Origin of the sequence: Bradyrhizobium sp. 613_E4_N2_2 (assembly GCF_052075995.1) — a bacterium.
Taxonomy (GTDB): domain Bacteria; phylum Pseudomonadota; class Alphaproteobacteria; order Rhizobiales; family Xanthobacteraceae; genus Bradyrhizobium; species Bradyrhizobium barranii.
On the sequence record NZ_CP197234.1, the window covers coordinates 7,110,297 to 7,129,715 of the forward strand.

General features: G+C 65.2%; 17 protein-coding genes. 4 read left to right on the top strand and 13 right to left on the bottom strand.

Features of this window, described 5'->3' with window-relative positions; genetic code table 11:
* Nucleotides 1-136: 136 nt before the first annotated feature.
* The 4 genes from AB7290_RS33670 to AB7290_RS33685 all read right to left on the bottom strand — a co-directional run bounded on the left by AB7290_RS33670 (nucleotide 137) and on the right by AB7290_RS33685 (nucleotide 3,517).
* Nucleotides 137-370: a DUF6894 family protein gene (locus AB7290_RS33670; protein ID WP_028152150.1), complete on the bottom strand. Its 234-nt coding sequence runs from the start codon at nucleotides 368-370 to the stop codon at nucleotides 137-139.
* Between the two features lie 154 nt (nucleotides 371-524).
* Nucleotides 525-1,124, bottom strand: coding sequence for a hypothetical protein (locus AB7290_RS33675; RefSeq protein ID WP_085402565.1), 600 nt, complete (start codon nucleotides 1,122-1,124; stop codon nucleotides 525-527).
* 112 nt (nucleotides 1,125-1,236) lie between these two features.
* A complete protein-coding gene (gene acuI, locus AB7290_RS33680) occupies nucleotides 1,237-2,223 on the bottom strand; it encodes an acrylyl-CoA reductase (NADPH) (protein WP_085402564.1) in 987 nt (328 codons plus the stop codon).
* 40 nt (nucleotides 2,224-2,263) lie between these two features.
* Nucleotides 2,264-3,517, bottom strand: coding sequence for an MFS transporter (locus AB7290_RS33685; protein ID WP_135215921.1), 1,254 nt, complete (start codon nucleotides 3,515-3,517; stop codon nucleotides 2,264-2,266).
* 337 nt (nucleotides 3,518-3,854) lie between these two features.
* On the opposite strand from AB7290_RS33685, the gene nadA reads away from it, so the two are divergent.
* The 3 genes from nadA to nadC are packed head-to-tail and all read left to right on the top strand — an operon-like array spanning nucleotide 3,855 to nucleotide 7,468.
* On the top strand, nucleotides 3,855-4,961 hold the full coding sequence (nadA, locus tag AB7290_RS33690) for a quinolinate synthase NadA (RefSeq protein ID WP_085402562.1): 1,107 nt from the start codon (nucleotides 3,855-3,857) through the stop codon (nucleotides 4,959-4,961).
* A 9-nt stretch (nucleotides 4,962-4,970) separates the two neighbouring features.
* A complete protein-coding gene (locus AB7290_RS33695) occupies nucleotides 4,971-6,578 on the top strand; it encodes an L-aspartate oxidase (RefSeq protein WP_135215920.1) in 1,608 nt (535 codons plus the stop codon).
* An 11-nt stretch (nucleotides 6,579-6,589) separates the two neighbouring features.
* Nucleotides 6,590-7,468, top strand: coding sequence for a carboxylating nicotinate-nucleotide diphosphorylase (gene nadC, locus AB7290_RS33700; protein WP_085402560.1), 879 nt, complete (start codon nucleotides 6,590-6,592; stop codon nucleotides 7,466-7,468).
* 108 nt (nucleotides 7,469-7,576) lie between these two features.
* Here nadC and AB7290_RS33705 read toward each other — a convergent pair whose 3' ends face one another.
* The 3 genes from AB7290_RS33705 to AB7290_RS33715 all read right to left on the bottom strand — a co-directional run bounded on the left by AB7290_RS33705 (nucleotide 7,577) and on the right by AB7290_RS33715 (nucleotide 12,752).
* Nucleotides 7,577-9,031: a cell wall hydrolase gene (locus AB7290_RS33705; RefSeq protein WP_085402559.1), complete on the bottom strand. Its 1,455-nt coding sequence runs from the start codon at nucleotides 9,029-9,031 to the stop codon at nucleotides 7,577-7,579.
* A 505-nt stretch (nucleotides 9,032-9,536) separates the two neighbouring features.
* Nucleotides 9,537-12,500, bottom strand: coding sequence for a pyruvate, phosphate dikinase (gene ppdK / locus AB7290_RS33710; RefSeq protein WP_085402557.1), 2,964 nt, complete (start codon nucleotides 12,498-12,500; stop codon nucleotides 9,537-9,539).
* A gap of 96 nt (nucleotides 12,501-12,596) precedes the next feature.
* Nucleotides 12,597-12,752, bottom strand: coding sequence for a DUF3096 domain-containing protein (locus tag AB7290_RS33715; protein ID WP_014497329.1), 156 nt, complete (start codon nucleotides 12,750-12,752; stop codon nucleotides 12,597-12,599).
* A 223-nt stretch (nucleotides 12,753-12,975) separates the two neighbouring features.
* On the opposite strand from AB7290_RS33715, the gene AB7290_RS33720 reads away from it, so the two are divergent.
* On the top strand, nucleotides 12,976-13,329 hold the full coding sequence (locus AB7290_RS33720) for a DUF1236 domain-containing protein (protein WP_038944551.1): 354 nt from the start codon (nucleotides 12,976-12,978) through the stop codon (nucleotides 13,327-13,329).
* Nucleotides 13,330-13,628: 299 nt separating this feature from the next.
* On the opposite strand, the gene glyS is transcribed toward AB7290_RS33720, so the two are convergent.
* The 6 genes from glyS to AB7290_RS33750 all read right to left on the bottom strand — a co-directional run bounded on the left by glyS (nucleotide 13,629) and on the right by AB7290_RS33750 (nucleotide 19,320).
* Nucleotides 13,629-15,728, bottom strand: coding sequence for a glycine--tRNA ligase subunit beta (gene glyS / locus AB7290_RS33725; RefSeq protein ID WP_085402556.1), 2,100 nt, complete (start codon nucleotides 15,726-15,728; stop codon nucleotides 13,629-13,631).
* Entirely contained in the window at nucleotides 15,728-16,675 is a 948-nt protein-coding gene (locus AB7290_RS33730) for a glycine--tRNA ligase subunit alpha (protein ID WP_028153882.1), read from the bottom strand. The genes glyS and AB7290_RS33730 overlap by 1 nt, the downstream gene beginning before the upstream one ends.
* Before the next feature lie 238 nt (nucleotides 16,676-16,913).
* Nucleotides 16,914-17,105, bottom strand: a complete 192-nt coding sequence (locus AB7290_RS33735) for a hypothetical protein (RefSeq protein WP_071916131.1) — start codon at nucleotides 17,103-17,105, stop codon at nucleotides 16,914-16,916.
* A 104-nt stretch (nucleotides 17,106-17,209) separates the two neighbouring features.
* A complete protein-coding gene (locus AB7290_RS33740) occupies nucleotides 17,210-18,118 on the bottom strand; it encodes a S49 family peptidase (RefSeq protein WP_085402555.1) in 909 nt (302 codons plus the stop codon).
* A gap of 151 nt (nucleotides 18,119-18,269) precedes the next feature.
* Nucleotides 18,270-19,100 (bottom strand): tRNA1(Val) (adenine(37)-N6)-methyltransferase, encoded by an 831-nt coding sequence (locus tag AB7290_RS33745; RefSeq protein WP_135215919.1) that lies wholly within the window; start codon nucleotides 19,098-19,100, stop codon nucleotides 18,270-18,272.
* The gene (locus tag AB7290_RS33750; protein ID WP_014497336.1) at nucleotides 19,093-19,320 is read right to left on the bottom strand and encodes a putative signal transducing protein; all 228 of its coding nucleotides are present in this window, start codon (nucleotides 19,318-19,320) and stop codon (nucleotides 19,093-19,095) included. Before AB7290_RS33750 ends, AB7290_RS33745 begins: the two co-directional genes overlap by 8 nt.
* Between the last annotated feature and the right edge of the window lie 99 nt (nucleotides 19,321-19,419).

Sequence of the window (19,419 nt, forward strand, 5' to 3'; positions counted from 1 at the left end):
GTGGCCGCGGCAGCCTGGGTAGAAATACTGAAATCGTGCTTAAACTACTGCAGTTGCACACTTTTCACGTGCAATGAAATGGAACTCGCGGATTTGCACGCGCTGGCGTCCGTTAACGGTTGCCCGTTCGCGGTCATCAGCACACGGTCTCACCGACCAGGCTGACGCGGAAGACCGGCTTCTTGTTCTCGTCGAGCAGCTCCATGCTCCACTTCGCGTTCGGCTTCAGGTTGCGCGCGATGCTGCCGAGCAGGTTGGCGCAGACCTCGCTCATCTCGGCCCAAGCGGCGGCGCGATCCTCGAACTCGTACGGCTGGTCGGCGGCGCCGGAATAACGACCGGTGCTGATGCGAAAGAAATACAGCGACATCGTAGTACCCTTGCACCCCCCGGCCCTGCGCAAACTGGGACGCGAGTCGCTACCAAGGCATGAAAGCCGCCGTCCGTATGACTACGGCGCGGCGGCTTGGTGACCGATGAATATTTTCAACGACAAAATGCGCGGGCGGTCCCGCGCAGCCAGCTCACTGGGTCGAGCGGCGCAATTCCAGCGGAGCGTCGTTCCTGGCGGGCTCCGATCTGGCTTCGGACTTCACCGGCTCGAGCCGGCTGCTCTCGACACGCGGCGTCTCGACGCGCGCGGCGACTTCAGTATTGGACGCAGCGACCGAACCGGTGCGCTCCGAAGAGCGCAGCGAACGCGGACGCGCCACGGCGCGCGCCATCAGCATCTGATTGCCGCCCTGGTGGTGGAAGTCGCAATAGGCGAAGCCCATGCCCGACACCGAGCCGCGGAAGCTGCGATCGTCGGTCTTTTCCAGGTTGAAGCAGGGCTCGAACGGAATGCCCTTGATCGAGGCGCAGACGTTCTGCCCGCGGATCTGGAGCGTGTTGCCGGGCAGGCGGAGATGCTTCACCGGGCCTGCGCCCGAGAACTGCACCGCGCCGGCGGCGCCAAGGTCGTCGAGGATGCGGCCTGCGCCGCGGGTACCGTCGAAGCAGGTGAACGCGAACACCTTGCCGGCAACGAAGCGGCGCGCCTCGTCGGCGTTCATGCTTCCTGCAATGGCCGGCACAAACGTCGCTGCCGCCGTGACAGCCCCCAACACAATACGCGCAAGCATGCTCAACTCCGAACCAACCCCAGCGCGGGCGATGCCTTATCTCTTTACCCGCTGCTTACCATACTAACCAAGGCAACATTGAAGCAGCTTGGTTGGTAAAGTCTGAACGCCGTTAGACAATTTTTACCACGATGCGGCCGCGGACCTGGCCGGCGAGTATTTTCGCGCCCCATTCCGAAACTTCCTCGATCGGAATTTCATGAGTAATTTCAGATAGTTTTGTCCGATCCAGATCCGAGGCCAGACGCTGCCAGGCGGCTTTCCGCGGCTCGATCGGGCACATCACGGAATCGATGCCGAGAAGGCACACCCCGCGCAAAATGAAGGGTGCGACAGAAGACGGCAGGTCCATGCCGGCCGCCAGGCCGCACGCCGCGATTGCGCCGCCATACTTCGTCATCGACAGGAGATTCGCGAGCGTGGTCGAGCCGACGCTGTCCACGCCGCCCGCCCAGCGCTCCTTGGCGAGGGGCTTGGCCGCCGCCGACAATTCATTGCGGTCGATGATCTCGGCCGCACCGATCTCTTTCAAATAGTCGGCTTCCGAGGCGCGGCCGGTCGAGGCGATGACGTGATAACCGAGCTTCGAGAGCACGGCGGTGGCGACCGAGCCGACGCCGCCGGCCGCGCCCGTCACCACCACAGGGCCGCTCTTCGGCGACAGGCCGTGCTTCTCCAGCGCCAGCACCGACAGCATCGCGGTGAAGCCGGCCGTGCCGATCGCCATGGCGTCGCGCGCCGACAGGCCCTGCGGCAAGGCGACCAGCCAGTCGCCCTTGACCCGCGCCTTCTCGGCATAGGCACCGAGATGGGTCTCGCCCACGCCCCAGCCGGTGCAGACGACCTTGTCGCCCGCCTTCCATTGCGGATGGGAGGAGGTTTCAACCGTGCCGGCGAAATCGATGCCGGCGATCATCGGGAAGCGACGCACCACCGGCGCCTTGCCGGTGAGCGCGAGGCCATCCTTGTAGTTCAGCGTCGACCATTCCACGCCGACCGTGACATCACCGTCCATCAGTTCGGCGTCGTCGAACTGCGTGAGTGCGGCGGTGGTGCCCTTGTCCGCCTTGTCGATCCGGATCGCCTTGAATGTGGCCACGACTGAACTCCTGGACTTGTTTCAGGGGATGTTTAGCCGATCAGGCAGGCTGCGCAACCGCTCGCTGAACCGGTTTCTCGACGATCGGAAGATTGATCAGCGCGGACAGCACGCCGAACAGGATCGAGAGCCACCAGATCGGCGTATAGGAACCGAACTTTTCGAACACGATGCCGCCGAGCCAGACGCCGAGGAAGCCGCCGACCTGATGGCTGACGAAGGCGAAGCCATAGAGCGTGGCGAGCCAGCGCGTGCCGAACATCAGCGCCACCAGCGCCGAGGTCGGCGGCACCGTCGACAGCCAGGTCAGACCGGAGACCGCACCGAATGCGATCGCCGAGAACGGCGTGATCGGGAACGAGATGAAGGCGAGCGTCGCAAGCGCGCGCGTGAAATAAATCGCGGAGAGGATGTAGCGCTTCGGCAGCGAGTTCTGGAGATAGCCGACGCTCAGCGATCCCATGATGTTGAACAGGCCGATCGCCGCGATCACCCAGCCGCCGGTTTGCGTCGAGATGCCGCGATCGACCAGGAACGCCGGCAGATGCACGGTGATGAAGGCGAGCTGGAAGCCGCAGGTGAAGAAGCCGAGCACCAGCAACACATAGGAGCGATGGCCGAAGGCTTCGGCGAGCGCTTTCGTAAAGGTCTGCTCATCCGCCGGCGCCGTGTTGGCCGTGGTTGCCACCGGCGGCGTCGAGAGCGCCAGCGACAGCGGGATGATCAGCAGCATCAGGAAGCCGAACACGGTGAGCGCCTGCTGCCAGCCGAAATTGTCGATCAGCGCGACGCCAATGGGCGCGAACAGGAACTGCCCGAACGAGCCCGCCGCGGTGCCGGCACCGAGCGCGAGGCCGCGCTTCTCGGCCGGCAACAGCTTGGTGAAGGCCGACAGCACCAGGTTGAACGAGCAGCCGGCGAGACCAAAGCCAACCATCACGCCCGCGCCGAGATTCAGCGACAGCGGCGTCGAGGAATAGCGCATCAGCAGCAGGCCGCCGGCGTAAAGCAGCGCGCCGACACACATCACCCGGAACAGGCCGAAGCGATCGGCGACCGCGCCGGCAAGGGGCTGGCCCAATCCCCACAGCAAATTCTGGAAAGCGATCGCGAGGCCGAACACGTCGCGACCCCAGGCGAATTCGTGGCTCATCGGCTGCACGAAGAACCCGAGCGCCGAGCGCGGGCCGAAGCCGAGCATGCCAATGGCACAACCGCAGAGAATGATGATCGCCGGGGTGCGCCAGGTGGAGGAACGCGAGACCGGACCGAGTTCGCCCGCTTGAGTGGACATGGGTTCCTCATCAGTCGCTGGCGGATCCGGAATAGGCAACCGCGAGTCAGGCGTTTAATGCAAATGCATGAAGATCCCAAGTCAAAAATGATTGCGTTCCACGAAGGGCTGCCGCCGGAGCATTGCGTTTCATCGCGGCCCTCCCCGACGCGCCGGGCGCGATTTGACGGGAATGTGTGCGGCTGGGGCTAGCGGCCTGCTCAGGCGCGTGTTATCTTTGATTTACTCAGATTGAGTATATGTGAGCTCTAGCGAGACCCACCGGCCCTCTCGGCCGGATTTCTCAGACCCTATATATACTCACATGGAGCATAATTAGCATTCACGGGAGGCTTCGATGCCCATCACTGGAATTTACGGCCCCGACGACTTTGCCAACCGGCCGCAGGGCCAAGTCCCCGCCCCTCCGCGCGCCATAGCAGCGCGAACCGGCCCCGCGCTGCCGAAGCCCTCACTGGAATGGACTGCGGACGTCGAGCGGGCCACTGCACCGCTCTATGAGCGCGTGAAGCACGTGATCCCCCCGATCGAGTGGCCGCTGATGGCGCCGACGATCAAGGCGATCAACGAGCTGAAGCAGGCCCGGGGCGCGGTCATCCTCGCGCACAACTATCAGGCGCCGGAGATCTTTCATTGCGTCGCCGACATCGGCGGCGACTCGCTGCAGCTCGCGGTCGAAGCGACCAAGGTGAAGGCCGACATCATCGTGCAATGCGGCGTGCACTTCATGGCGGAGACGTCAAAGCTGCTCAACCCGGACAAGACGGTGCTGATCCCAGATAGCCGCGCCGGCTGCTCGCTCGCGGACAGCATCACGGGCGCGGACGTTCGCCTGCTCCGCGAAAAATTTCCCGGCGTGCCTGTCGTCGCCTATGTCAACACCTCCGCAGAGGTGAAGGCCGAGGTCGACATCTGCTGCACCTCGTCGAACGCGGTGCAAGTGGTCGAGAGCCTGAACGCACCGACCGTGATCTTCCTGCCCGATCGCTACCTTGCAACGTATGTCGCCTCGAAGACCGACGTGAAGATCATCGCCTGGAAGGGCGCCTGCGAGGTGCACGAGCGCTTTACGGGCGAGGAGCTGCGCGCCTATCGCGACGCCGACCCGTCCGTGCAGATCATCGCGCATCCCGAATGTCCGCCTGACGTGCTGGCGGAAGCCGATTTCACCGGCTCGACCGCGCACATGATCAACTGGGTGCGCGAGCGGCGGCCACGGCGGCTAGTCATGATCACGGAATGCTCGATGGCCGACAATGTCCGCGCCGAGCTGCCTGACGTGGAGATGCTCCGCCCCTGCAATCTCTGCCCGCACATGAAGCGTATCACGCTCGCCAACATTCTGGACAGCCTGCTCACGCTTGGCGAGCAGGTCACGATCGATCCCGCGCTCGCGAAACGCGCGCGGCGTTCGGTCGAGCGGATGATCAATCTGAAGAATTGAGCGCAGAACATGCAAGACAACATCCACAATCTCACCCGCAGCACCGATGACGTCGTCATCGTCGGCGGTGGCCTCGCCGGACTCTTTTGTGCACTGAAGCTCGCGCCGCGGCCGGTAACGCTGATCTCGGCCGCCCCGCTCGGACAAGGGGCGTCGTCCGCATGGGCGCAGGGCGGCATCGCTGCGGCCGTGGCCGAAGGCGATAGCCCGGAGGCGCACGCCGCTGACACCATCGCCGTCGGCGGCGGTCTTGTCGATGAAGCGGTCGCACTCGGCATCGCGCGCGAGGCGGCGCCACGCATTCATGACCTACTCGCCTATGGCGTGCCGTTCGACCGCGACCTCGAAGGCAAGCTCGCTGTCGGCCGCGAGGCCGCGCATTCGGCGCGGCGCATCGTGCATGTGCGCGGCGACGGGGCCGGAGCCGCGATCATCGCGGCACTGAGCGAGGCCGTACGCCGCACGCCGTCGATCCGACTGATCGAAGGGCTCGTCGCCGAAGCGCTGTTGACCGAGGACGGCGCCGTCACCGGCCTTAAATTGCGCGAGGCCGGCAATCCCGCTGCACGTCCGCTCCTGCTGGCCTCTCGCGCGGTGGTGCTGGCGACCGGCGGCCTCGGCCATCTCTATGCCGTCACCACCAACCCGCCTGAGGCCAGCGGCTCCGGCCTTGCGATCGCCGCGCGCGCCGGCGCAGTCATCGCCGACCCTGAATTCGTGCAGTTCCACCCGACCGCCATCATGGTCGGCCGCGATCCGGCGCCGCTCGCAACCGAAGCGCTGCGCGGCGAAGGGGCAACGCTGATCAACGGCGATGGCGAGCGTTTCATGACGGCGCTCCATCCGCTCGCAGAGCTCGCTCCGCGCGACATCGTGGCCCGCGGCGTATTCGCCGAAATCGCGGCCGGGCGCGGTGCCTTTCTCGATGCCCGGCAGGCGCTCGGTGCGCGCTTCGCCGACAAATTCCCGACCGTGCATGCAAGCTGCATCGCGGCCGGCATCGATCCCGCCACGCAGGCCATCCCGATCGCGCCGGCGGCGCATTACCACATGGGCGGCATCGCAGTGGACGAGCGCGGCCGCAGCTCGATCGACGGGCTCTGGGCCGGCGGCGAAGTGTCGTCCACCGGCGCGCACGGCGCCAACCGGCTCGCCTCGAATTCGCTGCTGGAGGCCGTGGTCTACGCCGCCCGCATCGCCGACGACATCGCCGGCCGCGCGATCCCCTCGCCTGCCCGCCTTCCCGATGCGTTGGTGACATCGCGTGGCGGCACGCCGGACGCTGCCACCGTGAAGCGGTTGCGAACGATGATGAGCGCGCATGTCGGCGTGATCCGCAACAGTGACGGGCTTGCGGAGGCCGTGCGCAGCTTCGCCGCAGTCGAACGCGGGCCCGCAAGCATCGCACTCCGCAACATGGCGGCGTCAGCCCTGCTCGTCGCAGCTTCCGCCTGGAGCCGGCGCGAGAGCCGCGGCGCGCATTTCCGCTCCGACCATCCGGCCGATGTCCCGGCGCTGGCACAGAGAACGACGACGACGCTCACGGAGGCACGTGAGATCGCGGAGAGCCTGAGCGAGCGTCCGCTGCCACGCACCGCCCGACCGATGACCGCCTGATGGAGTCCCCCATGATCACCCCGACGTCACTGCTCTATCCCGACGCCTTCCTGTCGCCGCTTGCGATCGACGAGGCCGTGCATCGCGCACTCGACGAGGATCTCGGCCGCGCCGGCGACATCACCTCGCTTGCAACGATCCCGGAGACGACCAAGGCGCAGGCGATCCTGGTCGCCCGCCAGTCTGGCGTGATCGCCGGCTTGCCGCTGGCGCTGGCGACGCTGCAAAAGCTCTCACCCGACATCGAGGTGCGCGCACATGTCCGCGACGCCGCACGGATTGCCCGCGGCCAGCACGTGCTGACGATCACGGGCCCGGCGCGCGCCATCCTCACGGCGGAGCGGACCGCGCTGAATTTCGTCGGCCGCCTCTCGGGCGTCGCGACGCTCACGGCGGACTATGTCGCGCGCACCGAAGGCACCAAAATGCGCATCTGCTGCACGCGAAAAACCACGCCGGGATTGCGGGCGCTGGAGAAATACGCCGTGCGCTGCGGCGGCGGCTTCAACCACCGCTTCGGGCTCGACGATGCGATCCTGATCAAGGACAACCACATCGCGGTCGCCGGCGGCATCCGCCCGGTTCTGGAGCGCGCTCGTGCCCATGCCGGTCATCTCGTCAAGATCGAGATCGAGGTCGATACGCTCGCGCAACTCCGCGAGGTGCTCGGCACCGGGCTCGCCGATGCCGTGCTGCTCGACAACATGGACCTCGCGACGCTGCGCGAGGCCGTCAGGCTCAACGAGGGATGCCTCCAGCTGGAGGCATCCGGCGGCGTCACGCTGGACTCGATCGCGGCCATCGCGGCGACCGGCGTCGACTACGCCTCATCCGGCGCGCTGACGCATTCAGCGCCGAACTTCGACTGCGCGCTGGATATCGAGGCGTGAGCCACACCGTCATGGCCGGGCTTGTCCCGGCCGTCCACGCCTCGCCTCGCAACACAAAGAACGTGGATGCCCGGGACAAGCCCGGGCATGACGAACTTCCGTGAATGATTACCTTCGCTCGCTCACACCCATCTCGGCGGAGCTCTTGGCTTCCTGGGCGAGCTCGGCGGAGAGCGCGGCGGTCTGGGCCGGGGTGCCCCAGCTCGGTTCTTCGCTGCCGTCGCCCCAGGCGCGCGGGCGATAGAAGGTGTGGACGCCGGTCTTGTACATCTTCTTCATCTCGGCGACCCAGGACGGACGCACCCAGTAGGCGTGGTAGTGCGTGGACTTGCCCACTTCGGGCAGCCAGATCTGGCCGTCGAGCATCGCCTTCGAAATCTTTTTCGCGCGCTCCCACATCTCGGGCTCGCGGATCACATCGGCATTGTTGTCGCAGGCGAATGTGAACTGACACGCCAAATGGCGGTGCTTGTTCTGATAGACCGCGCCGCACACGGTGTCCGGATATTTGCCGGAGAAGACGCGGTTCATCACGACTTGCGCAACCGCCATCTGGCCACGCACGGCCTCGCCGCGCGATTCGAAATAGACGGCTTCGGCGAGACACTTCTCGGCCTTTGCGCGCGACTTGTCGTCGAGCGCGAGCCGCTCCGCCGGCGATCTGGCGCGCTGGTTGTCGGCGTTGACCTCGCCCTTCGGCGCGACGCTCTCGCCGCTTTCGATGTCCCTGGCGATCTCGGCCGACGGCGGCGACAGCGCGGCCGTCACCTTCATATCAGGATCGGGCATCACGATCAGCGGCTCGGCGCCGGGCTGCCAGCTCTCGATGCTCTCGAGATTGCCGCCGAGCGAGGAGCTCCCGAAAAACAGGTTCGAGGTCTTGACGCGGAAGGGATCGCGCGGCGCTGCGTCCGGAAGGGTCGCCCGCTTCAGCGCCTCGAGCGGCTGGACCGCGAACGCGCGCGCTGCGTCGCTGGCTTGTGGCGGATTGGCATATTGCGGCAGCGGCGGCGCACGCAGCGCTTCCTGAAGCTCGGGATCGAGCGCCGCCGCGGACTCCGGCGACATGATTTGCGGCAACGCGGCGGTCTTGGCGCCGAACACCGAGCTGTTCGATGTCGCGGGATCTTGCTGTGCCGGCGCGGCCGATGGTGCGGTCGTCTCGGGAGCCTGCGTGGGTGTGACGCTTGCGAGGCGATCCCCCTTCATGGAGCGATCGACCTTGGGAAAATCGGCGGCCTGGTAGCGCGGCGGCGTCTGAAGCGCAGGATTGCGGCCGATCGCGCCGGTGACGTCGCGACCATCGAGGCTCGCGAGGCGAACCATCGCGCTCTGCGGAAGCGACGTGCCGATCGGACGGGAAAAGCTGTAGGTGGCGAGCTGGATCGAGGACGCGGCGGAAAACACCTGCTTCTGCCAGCGCTCGGCGACGCCGGGCTGACGCGCCAGCAACGACGCGATATCCTGATAGCCGGTCTCTCTCGGCATCAATGCGAAGATGCAGAGACCGATTCCGAAGGACGCGAACCGCGCGCCCTTCGGATGGTTACGCAACACTGACATCGACACGCTCACGCTACGCTTACGCCAGAAAAATCGAACCGCAGTACGTCCGTACAATTCGATCTTTATCGTCAATATCCAATTTAGGTTGCCGGGGCGTTAATCGGCGTTGCGCGTGCGGCACACTCAAGCGATTGCAGGTGTTTTCACGGGCAATGATGCACGTTGGTAAACGCCGCCTCTCGTAAAGCGGTAAACATTCGGTCAACGCGAATGGTGAAGGAACTCTTGCGCGCGCGTATCATTACGGGACGCGTGACGAGTTCCGTTGTTTTTGCGCAGTGTGTCCGCTTCATCGGTGTCATGCCCCGGCTTGACCGGGGCATCCAGTACGCCGCGGCCTGTCCGCTCAACCACAACGGCCTCGGCGTACTGGATCGCCCGGTCAAGCCGGGCGATGACAGTGAGTGTGGGCGCTCGCAAATGAAGTGTGGGTGGAGTGTCGCCTCAAATGAAAGAGGCGGGGCCTAGCCCCGCCTCTTCGCATTCAACATTTCAAATCGGCTTACGCCTGGCTCGCGATCGCCTTGCCGAGCGCCGCCTGCGCCGCGGCGAGACGGGCGATCGGCACGCGGTAGGGTGAGCAGGAGACGTAGTCGAGGCCGATATCGTGGCAGAAGGCGACGGAGGCGGGATCGCCGCCGTGCTCGCCGCAGATGCCGACCTTGAGCTTCGGGCGCGTCTTGCGGCCGCGCGCGACGCCGATCTTGACGAGCTCGCCGACGCCTTCCTGGTCGAGCGCGACGAAGGGATCGACCGGGAGGATGCCCTTGGACACGTAGGTCCCGAGGAAGCTCGCGGCATCGTCGCGGCTGATGCCGTAGGTGGTCTGCGTGAGGTCGTTGGTGCCGAACGAGAAGAACTCCGCGCTCTCGGCGATCTCGGCCGCGAGCAGGCAGGCGCGCGGCAGCTCGATCATGGTGCCGACCTGGTAGGCGATCTTGGTGTTGGTGTCGCGCATCACGGCTTTCGCGGTGGCATCGATGCGCGCCTTGACGAGGTCGAGCTCGGCCTTGGTGGCGATCAGCGGCACCATCACCTCGAGGCCGACGGCCTTGCCGGTGCGCTTCTCGGCCTCGACTGCGGCTTCGAAGATCGCACGCGCTTGCATCTCGGCGATTTCAGGATAGGCGATTGCGATGCGGCAGCCGCGGAAGCCGAGCATCGGATTGAACTCCGAGAGCTCGCGCGCACGGTCGGCCAGGCGCCGCGGGTCGGTGTTCATGGCGCGCGCCACTTCCTCGACCTCGGCATGGGTGTGCGGCAGGAATTCATGGAGGGGAGGATCCAGAAGTCGGATCGTGACGGGCAGGCCCTTCATGATCTCGAACAGCTCGACGAAGTCGGCGCGCTGCATCGGCAGCAGCTTGGCCAGCGCGGCGCGGCGCGACTGCTCGTCCTCGGAGAGGATCATCTCGCGCACCGTGCGGATGCGCGTCTCCTCGAAGAACATGTGCTCGGTGCGGCACAGGCCGATGCCTTCCGCGCCGAACTTGATCGCGGTGCGCGCATCCTCCGGCGTGTCGCCGTTGACGCGCACGCCGATCTTGCGGACCTGGTCGGCCCATTTCATCAGCGTGCCGAACTCGCCGGACAGCTCCGGCTCGATCATCGGCATGCGGCCGGCGAGCACCTGGCCGAGCGAGCCGTCGATGGTGATGACGTCGCCGGTCTTGAAGGTGCGGGAGCCGATGCTCATGGTGCCGCGGCCGTAATCGACGCGGATGGTGCCGCAGCCGGAGACGCAGGGCTTGCCCATGCCGCGCGCGACCACCGCCGCGTGCGAGGTCATGCCGCCGCGGGTGGTCAGGATGCCTTCGGCGGCGTGCATGCCGTGGATGTCTTCCGGGCTGGTCTCGATGCGGACCAGGATCACCTTGCGCCCGTCGGCCTGGAGCTTGGCCGCCTCGTCCGAGGAGAACACGATCTCGCCGGAGGCAGCACCGGGCGAGGCCGGCAGGCCGGTCGCGATCACGTCGCGCTTGGCGTCGGGATCGATGGTCGGATGCAGCAGCTGGTCGAGCGAGGCGGGATCGATCCGCGTCACCGCTTCCTTCTTCGAGATCAGCCCTTCATTGGCGAGCTCGACCGCGATGCGCAGCGCCGCCTTGGCGGTGCGCTTGCCGCCGCGGGTCTGGAGCATCCACAGCTTGCCCTGCTCGACCGTGAACTCCATGTCCTGCATGTCGCGGTAGTGCTTCTCGAGCAGCGTGTAGATCCGCGTCAGCTCCTTGAAGGCTTCCGGCATCGCCGCTTCCATCGACGCCTTGTCGGAACCGGATTCCTTGCGCGCTTCCTCGGTGATGTCCTGCGGCGTGCGGATGCCCGCCACCACGTCCTCGCCTTGCGCGTTGATCAGGAATTCGCCGTAGAGCTTGCTCTCGCCGGTCGAGGGGTTGCGGGTGAAGGCAACGCCGGTCGCCGACGTCTCGCCCATATTGCCGAACACCATGGCCTGCACGTTGACCGCGGTGCCCCAGGATTCCGGAATGTCGTGCAGCCTGCGATAGGTCACCGCACGCGCGTTCATCCAGGATGAGAACACCGCGCCGATCGCGCCCCAGAGCTGGTCGTGCGGGTCCTGCGGGAAATCCTTGCCGGTCTCGCGCGCGACCGCGTCCTTGTACTTGCCGACCAGCCCGACCCAGTCCTCGGCGCTGAGGTCCGTATCGAGCGAATAGCCCTGGCTGTCTTTGAAGGTGTCGAGGATTTCCTCGAAGTGATGATGCTCGAAGCCGAGCACCACGTCCGAATACATCGTGATGAAGCGGCGATAGCTGTCATAGGCGAAGCGACGGTCGCCCGACAGTTCCGACAGCGCTTCCACGGTCTCGTCGTTGAGGCCGAGATTGAGCACGGTGTCCATCATGCCCGGCATCGAGGCACGCGCGCCGGAGCGCACGGAGACGAGCAGCGGGTTCTTGACGTCGCCGAACACCTTGCCGGTCAACTTGCCGACATGGTCGAGCGCCTTCTCAACCTGCGACTGCAATTCCTTCGGATAGGACTTGTCGTGTGCGTAGAAGTAGGTGCAGACCGAGGTCGGGAGGGTGAAGCCGGGAGGCACGGGAAGGCCGAGATTGGCCATCTCGGCGAGGTTGGCGCCCTTGCCGCCAAGCAGGTCGCGCATCTCCGTCCGGCCCTCGGCTTTGCCGTCGCCGAACGTGAACACCCATTTGCCGGCCTTGGCCGCGGCTGGCGCCGCCTTGGCGGGCGCGGCCTTTTTGGGGGCGGGCTTCACGGCAACCTTCGGCGCAGCCGACTTGGTCGCAGCCTTCGCCGCGGGCTTCGGAGCGGGCTTTGCAGCCGACTTTACAGCCGCCTTGGCGACCGGCTTCGGGGCGCTCTTCAAGGTGCTCTTGGCGAGCGCCTTGCGAGCCGCCGGCGCGGCTTTCGCCGCGGCGGAGGACTTTGATTTCGCTGGCGTTTTCGCTGGAGTTTTATTGGGCTTCGAGGCGGCTTTGGCCATAGCTTGCACACAACCTGCGAGAGGAAAGGGAAATCGCGCGCCTTACACCACTTTGGGCAGGCCCGCGCAAGTCGAAGAGTTCCGGAAAATGAAGGCCTAGAGATGGAGCCACTTCAACAATCCGAGCCCGATCGCACCATTTATGATGAGAAAGATCGCGACGATCAGGTTGAGAAGGCGCGGCATGATCAGGATGAGCACGCCCGCAAGCAGCGACAGAAGCGGCGAGATGTGGGCGACGGTGATGTGCATGAATTGTCTTTCCGTGACGTGAGGCGAATCGCGGCTGGATCATACCGGACCGGGTTCCGCGGGTAGAGACGCACAAGGCGCGAACAGGTTCCCGGCTTCGCGAAAACTGCCCGAAATTGCCGCTGATGCGGCAGGGCTTTTCCCGGAACATTGCGAAGGGGACATGCATTGGCAACCGGTCGCGCCAGTAGCGCCGGCTGAAATCAGTTCGAAGGAGTTGCCCATGCGGAACAGGATTCTCGCCCTCGCTGCGCTTGGCGCCGCGCTCGGCTCGCCGATCGCAGCGTCTGCGCAATCCGGTCTCACCGTTGGCCGCGCGCCTGTTGTCGTCGACAGCGGCCCGACGATTGCGGTCGAACAGAGGCCGGCATTCCGCGAATATGTCGTCGAGCAACGTGTGCCGGCCTTCCGTGTCCCGGATCGCGTGGTGGTCGGCGCCACCTTACCTGAAAGCGGCGTCACTTATTATGACGTGCCGCAACGTTTCGGCGCCACCACCTACCGCTACACCGTCGTAAACGGCGCAACCGTGCTGGTCGAGCCGCGCTCGCGGCGCGTCGTCGAGGTGATGGATTAGATTCTCGTCTGAACGCGTTTTCTTCACGCGAACCGGTATCCACTTCGCTTGAAAACGCTTCCGATCAACTCGATGTCCGGCGTGTCACTTCAATCAGGCTGGCGCGCATCGCGAAGTACGGACATCAGGCCCCGCCCGGTTCTCCCCCCGCCGGGCGGGGCTTTTTTGTGTGGTCGTCATTCCGGGGCGCGCCACTTCGCGCGAGCCCGGAATCCATTTCTCTACGTCACGCGCGGCTCAATGGATTCCGGGCTCGTGCTTCGCACGCCCCGGAATGACACCGTTGTTGTGGCCCCGCCTCAATCCTGAATCTTCGAGAAATCCGCGACCGCACGCGTGGCGCTGCGGATCTCGTTGAGCAGCTTCAGCCTGTTTTCACGCACCTTCGGATCGTCGTCGTTGACGCGAACCTTCTCGAAGAACGCATCGACCGGCGGACGCAGCTTTGCCATCGCGCTCATCGCGGCGGCAAAGTCTTCCCTGGCGACGGCAGCGCTTGCTTCCGCCTGCACCTCGCCGATCGCCTTCGCCAGCGCCTTCTCCTCATCGAGGCCATAGAGCGCAGCATCCGGCGCACCGTCGAACGCGCGCTTGTCCTTCTTCTCCTCGATGCCGAGGATGTTGCTGGCGCGCTTGATACCAGCGAGCAAGTTCTTGCCGTCATCGCTCTCGAGGAACTTGCCGAGCGCCTCGACGCGGCGGACGATCATCAGGAGATCGTCCTGGCCGCCGAGGGCGAACACGGCGTCGACGAGATCGTGCCGTGCGCCCTGCTCGCGCAGCTGGACCTTCAGGCGATCGGCGAAGAAGGCGAGGAGATCGCTTGGAAGCTTCTCCGTATCGGCCGACTTCACCGACAGGCCCGCGAGTGCAGATGCTGCCACCTTCATGAGCGACAGACGCAGGTTGTTCTCAGCGATCAGCCTGATCACGCCCAGCGCCGCGCGCCGCAGCGCATACGGGTCCTTGCTGCCGGTCGGCTTCTCGTCGATCGCCCAGAAGCCGACGAGCGTGTCGATCTTGTCTGCAAGTGCGACCGCAACGCTGACCGGATCGGTGGGTACGCGATCCGCGGGGCCCTGCGGCTTGTAGTGCTCCTCGCACGCGGCGGCGACAGAGGCATCCTCGCCCTGGGCCAGCGCGTAGTACTTGCCCATCAAGCCCTGCACTTCCGGGAATTCACCGACGACTTCGGTCAGCAAATCGGCCTTGGCGAGATGCGCGGCACGCGTGGCCTTCGCGACATCGGCACCGACCAAAGGCGCGATCTCGGCGGCGAGACGTTCGATGCGTTTGATGCGCGCAGCCTGAGTCCCGAGCTTCTCGTGGAACACGATCTGCTCGAACTTCGGCAGCCGATCCTCGAGCTTCGTCTTCAGGTCCGTCTCATAGAAGAACTTCGCATCCGACAGGCGCGGACGGATCACGCGCTCGTTGCCTGATACGATAGTCTTGCCGCCGTCGGCCGCCTCGATATTGGCGGTGAGGACGAACTTGTTGGTCAGCTTGCCCGTCTTGGAATCCCTGACGACGAAGCACTTCTGGTTGTTGCGGATGGTGGCGCGGATCACCTCTTCCGGGATCGCGAGATATTCCGGCTCGAACGATCCCATCATGACGACGGGCCATTCGACGAGGCCCGAAACCTCGTCGAGCAGCACCTGATCCTCGACCAGCTCAAACCCTTGCGCGAACGTCAGCTCCTTGGCGTCAGCGAAGATGATGTCCTTGCGCGCCTGCGGATCGAGGATGACTTTGGCGGCCTTCAGCTTCGCTTCGTAGTCCTCGAAGCGGCGTACGTTGATCGCCGCCGGCGCCATGAAGCGATGACCGTAGGTGGTCTGGCCTGTCTCGATGCCGTCGATCGAGAATTTGACGACATCGGGATCTTCCGTTTCGGGCCCGAACGTCGCGGTGATCGCGTGCAGCGGACGCACCCAGCTCAGCGATCCCGGTTTTCCGGAGCGCGCGCCCCAGCGCATCGATTTCGGCCAGGGGAAGGTGCGGATGATGACCGGCAGAATCTCGGCGAGCACGTCGATCGCGTCGCGGCCGGGCTTTTCGATCAGCGCGATGTAGAAGTCGCCCTTCGGGTCGCGCTGGATCTTGGCTTCGTCGAGCGAGTTTAGACCCGTCGCCTTCAGAAAACCCTGCACGGCCGCATCGGGCGCGCCCATTTTCGGACCGCGGCGTTCGGTCTTCAGGTCAGGCTGACGCGCGGGGATGCCATGCACGGTCAGTGCAAGGCGGCGCGGCGTCGCGAACGCTTTCGCACCCTCGTAGACGAGGCCCTCGGCGACCAGCTTGTCGGTGACCATGCGGCGCAGATCGTCGGCCGCCTTGGCCTGCATGCGCGCGGGGATTTCTTCCGAGAACAGTTCAAGCAAAAGATCGGGCATCAGGCCGCTCCGCCCGCTTCAGTATGGATCCAGGCCTCGCCGCAGGCCTTTGCCAGCTCGCGCACGCGAAGAATGTAGCTCTGCCGCTCGGTCACGGAGATCACGCCGCGCGCGTCGAGCAGGTTGAAGACATGGCTCGCCTTGATGCACTGGTCATAGGCCGGCAGCGCCATCAGGTGCGCCTCGCGCTTGCCGGACTCTGAGTTTTTTTGCCAGCCGGCGTCGAGGTACTTCCGGCAGGCGGCTTCCGCCATCTTGAACTGCTCGAACAGCATCGCGGTGTCGGCGACTTCGAAATTGTGCTTCGAATATTCACGCTCGGCCTGCAGGAACACGTCGCCATAGGTCACCTTGGCGTCGCCCTCGCGGCCGTTGAAGTTGAGGTCGTAGACGCGATCAACGCCCTGTACATACATCGCGAGGCGCTCGAGCCCATAGGTGAGCTCGCCGGCAACAGGCGCGCACTCAAATCCCGCGACCTGCTGGAAATAGGTGAACTGGCTGACTTCCATGCCGTCGCACCAGCATTCCCACCCTAAGCCCCAGGCACCCAGCGTCGGGCTCTCCCAATCGTCCTCGACGAAGCGGATGTCGTGCACGGCGGAATCGATGCCGATCGCGGCGAGCGACTTCAGGTACAGCTCCTGAAGATTCGGCGGCGACGGCTTCATGATCACCTGGAACTGGTAGTAGTGCTGCATCCGGTTCGGATTCTCGCCGTAGCGGCCGTCCTTGGGCCGGCGCGAGGGCTGCACATAGGCGGCGTTCCAGGGCTTCGGCCCGAGCGCGCGCAGCGTGGTCGCCGGATGGAAGGTGCCCGCGCCCATTTCCATGTCGTAGGGCTGCAGGATCACGCAGCCCTGCTCGGCCCAGAACCGCTGGAGCGCGAGGATAAAGCCCTGGAACGAGCGTTCCGGGCGCATATGGGCGGGCAATGAGGCGTCCATCGTCAGATCAGGCTCTCGCGGGGGGGTTGAATCGCGCGGGACCGTATCGACGGCGGGGATGGGAATCAAGGCAAAGGGGGCCTGGAAAGCGGCCCTGTGCTCCGTCATGGCCGGGCATAGCCGTCCGAAGGACGGCGTCACTTCCGCTCGCCTATGTCCCGGCCATCCACGACCTTGGTCGCGGTACGAAGAACGTGGATGCCCGGGACAAGCCCGGGCATGACGCGAGTGGCGCTACCTAGCCGGGCCGATACGCTCCGGTCACGGGGTCACGTTTCAGCTTCTGAATATCCCCGGCATGGGCGGCTTCAGCGACGCGCGACAGGCGCATCTCCTCCAGCTCATGGTTGATCCGGACAGCGGTCTTGTAGGCCCAGCGGACCACGGCAAGCCCGCCCAGGACGCCCGCGAAAGCGACAAACGGCGGCATCGGTCGATCCTTGTCTAGTGCTCAGCCCCCACAGACATTCTTGCGCAGACCGGGCCGCGCCGCAATTGGCTCGGCCCGGACCAAATGGCGCGGGAGGGTGTCGCCTAGAACCCGAATTTCGCCCAAATCGCCCGCGTCTCGACCGCCGAGATCAACTCGTCCGGCAGGCCGGCCATTGATTCCATGGCCGAAAGCTGGCCCGCACCGGGCGATTTCCGCCCCAAAAGGCCCGAGAGCAGACCGGTCGGCGGCGCAATCACAGGGGTGAGAACCTTCTCGCCATAGCGGGCACGAAGAGTTGAGCGGAGATCGCCGATGCCGTCAGCGAGCCCCAGCGCGATCGAACTCTCGCCGGCCCAGTATTCGCCGGTGAACAGGGTGTCGTCGGCGCCTTTCAGCCGCGCGCCGCGGCTCTCCTTCACCAGCGCGATGAAGATCTGGTGGATCTCGCGCTGGAGCGCCTTCAGCTTCGCCACGTCGTCGGGGTTTTCCGGGAGGAACGGATCGAGCATCGCCTTGTGCGCGCCGGCCGTGTAGAGCCGCCGCTCGATGCCGAGCCGCCTGATCGCCTCCTGGAAACCAAAACTGCCGCCGACCACGCCGATCGAGCCCAGGATGGAAGACGGATCGCAGATGATCTCGTCGCCGGCGCAGGCGATCATGTAGCCGCCGGACGCCGCGACGTCCTCGACGAACACCAGCACGGGCAGCTTCTTCTCCGCCGCGAGCTGCTTGATGCGCAGATAGATCTGGCGCGACTGCACCGGCGAGCCGCCGGGCGAATTGATCACCAGCGCCACCGCCTTGGCGTTCCGGTACGAAAACGCCCGCTCCAGCACCCGCGCGACGCCCGCAAGCGTCATGCCCGGGCGCAGCGGCGTCACCGCACCGATCACACCGGACAGCCGCACCACCGGCACCACCGCCGTGCCGGGACGGAAGCGCGCCGGCAGATATTGCATGAGCTTGTCGGCCAGGCCGGAACCCTCACGATCGTTCAATTGTTCGGCCATGCCGTTACCTCTGCTTAACCATTTCTTATCACGCGACTGTCATTGGAAGTGCCCGGAACGTGTTTTGCAGATTCCCCGTTAGGAAGCTGCAATGAGGCAGCGGAGAACACCATGAAAATCTATCTGCTGTTGCTGCTGGTCGGTGCGCTGTTCATGGCGATCCGTCTGACGACCCCGCAAGAGCAGCAGTCGGAATCGCTTCCGCAGTAGGCCGTCGCGGCTCCGCCAGCGGCAAGAACGCCCTCCCTTCCAGAATCTCCCTCACCTGATTTTTAGGCACGCCTGACTCGTCGTTGAGCATGAGGCCCGGCAGCAGCCGCGTCGGAGCCCGGCCGCCTTTGATTGCGCGCACCAGCACGCGGATCGCGGGCCGTCCTGCCTCGCCGTGAACCGGCAGGATCGACAGGCTTCCAAAACCACGTGACAGCGCTGCCAAAACCTCCTCGATTCCATCGGCGCGCCAGATCAAGGTCAGCGCGCCACCCGATCGGAGGATGCGCCGCGCCGCATGCACCCATGCATTCAGCGTCTCCTCGCTCGCAACATGCGCGGTGCGGCGCGTCTGATCGGACGAACCGCGATGGCGTGCGGGATCGTTGAAGGGTGGGTTCATCAGCACCACGTCGACGCTGTCGGGCGCGAGGCCATTAGCCGCAAACGCCTGTGCGTCGGCCGTAACGTCGAGCACGATCGTCTCCGCGGCGATCGCATTCGCCGCCGCATTGGCGCGCGCGAGTTCCGCCAGTTCCGGATCGATCTCGACCTGGCTGAGGCTGATTCCCGCGACGCGCCGGCCAAGCGCCAGCCCGGCGGTGCCGATGCCGGCGCCCAGATCGACGACACGGTCGCCCGCCTGCGCTTCCGTCGCCGCCGCGAGCAGGATGGCGTCATGCCCGGCGCGGTGGCCGGACCGCTTCTGCTTCAAGCGCAATTGCCCGCCGAGAAAGGCGTCCTCGGTGAAGTCTGTGACGACGTCAATCATCGCCGCGCAGTTCATGACTGAGGCCGGCCTCGGTGAGGAGCTCCCTGGCCTCCTGGGCGTCATCCTCATGGACCAGGATCCGCCGCGGCAGGATACCCAGCGAGCCCTCGATAATGCTCATGTTCTGGTCCAGCACCAGATGATGGATGTTGGCGCCGTCGAGCAGCGCGCCGATCGCCGACACCAGCACCATGTCGTTGGTCCGAACCAGTTCACGCAAAACGCAGGTCTCCTGCCTGAAAGGGGCTAAAGCGGCAAATGTCAATGGTTCCGCGGCACTTGCCGCATCCGCTGCCAGTTTCTATTGTATTTGCATCAG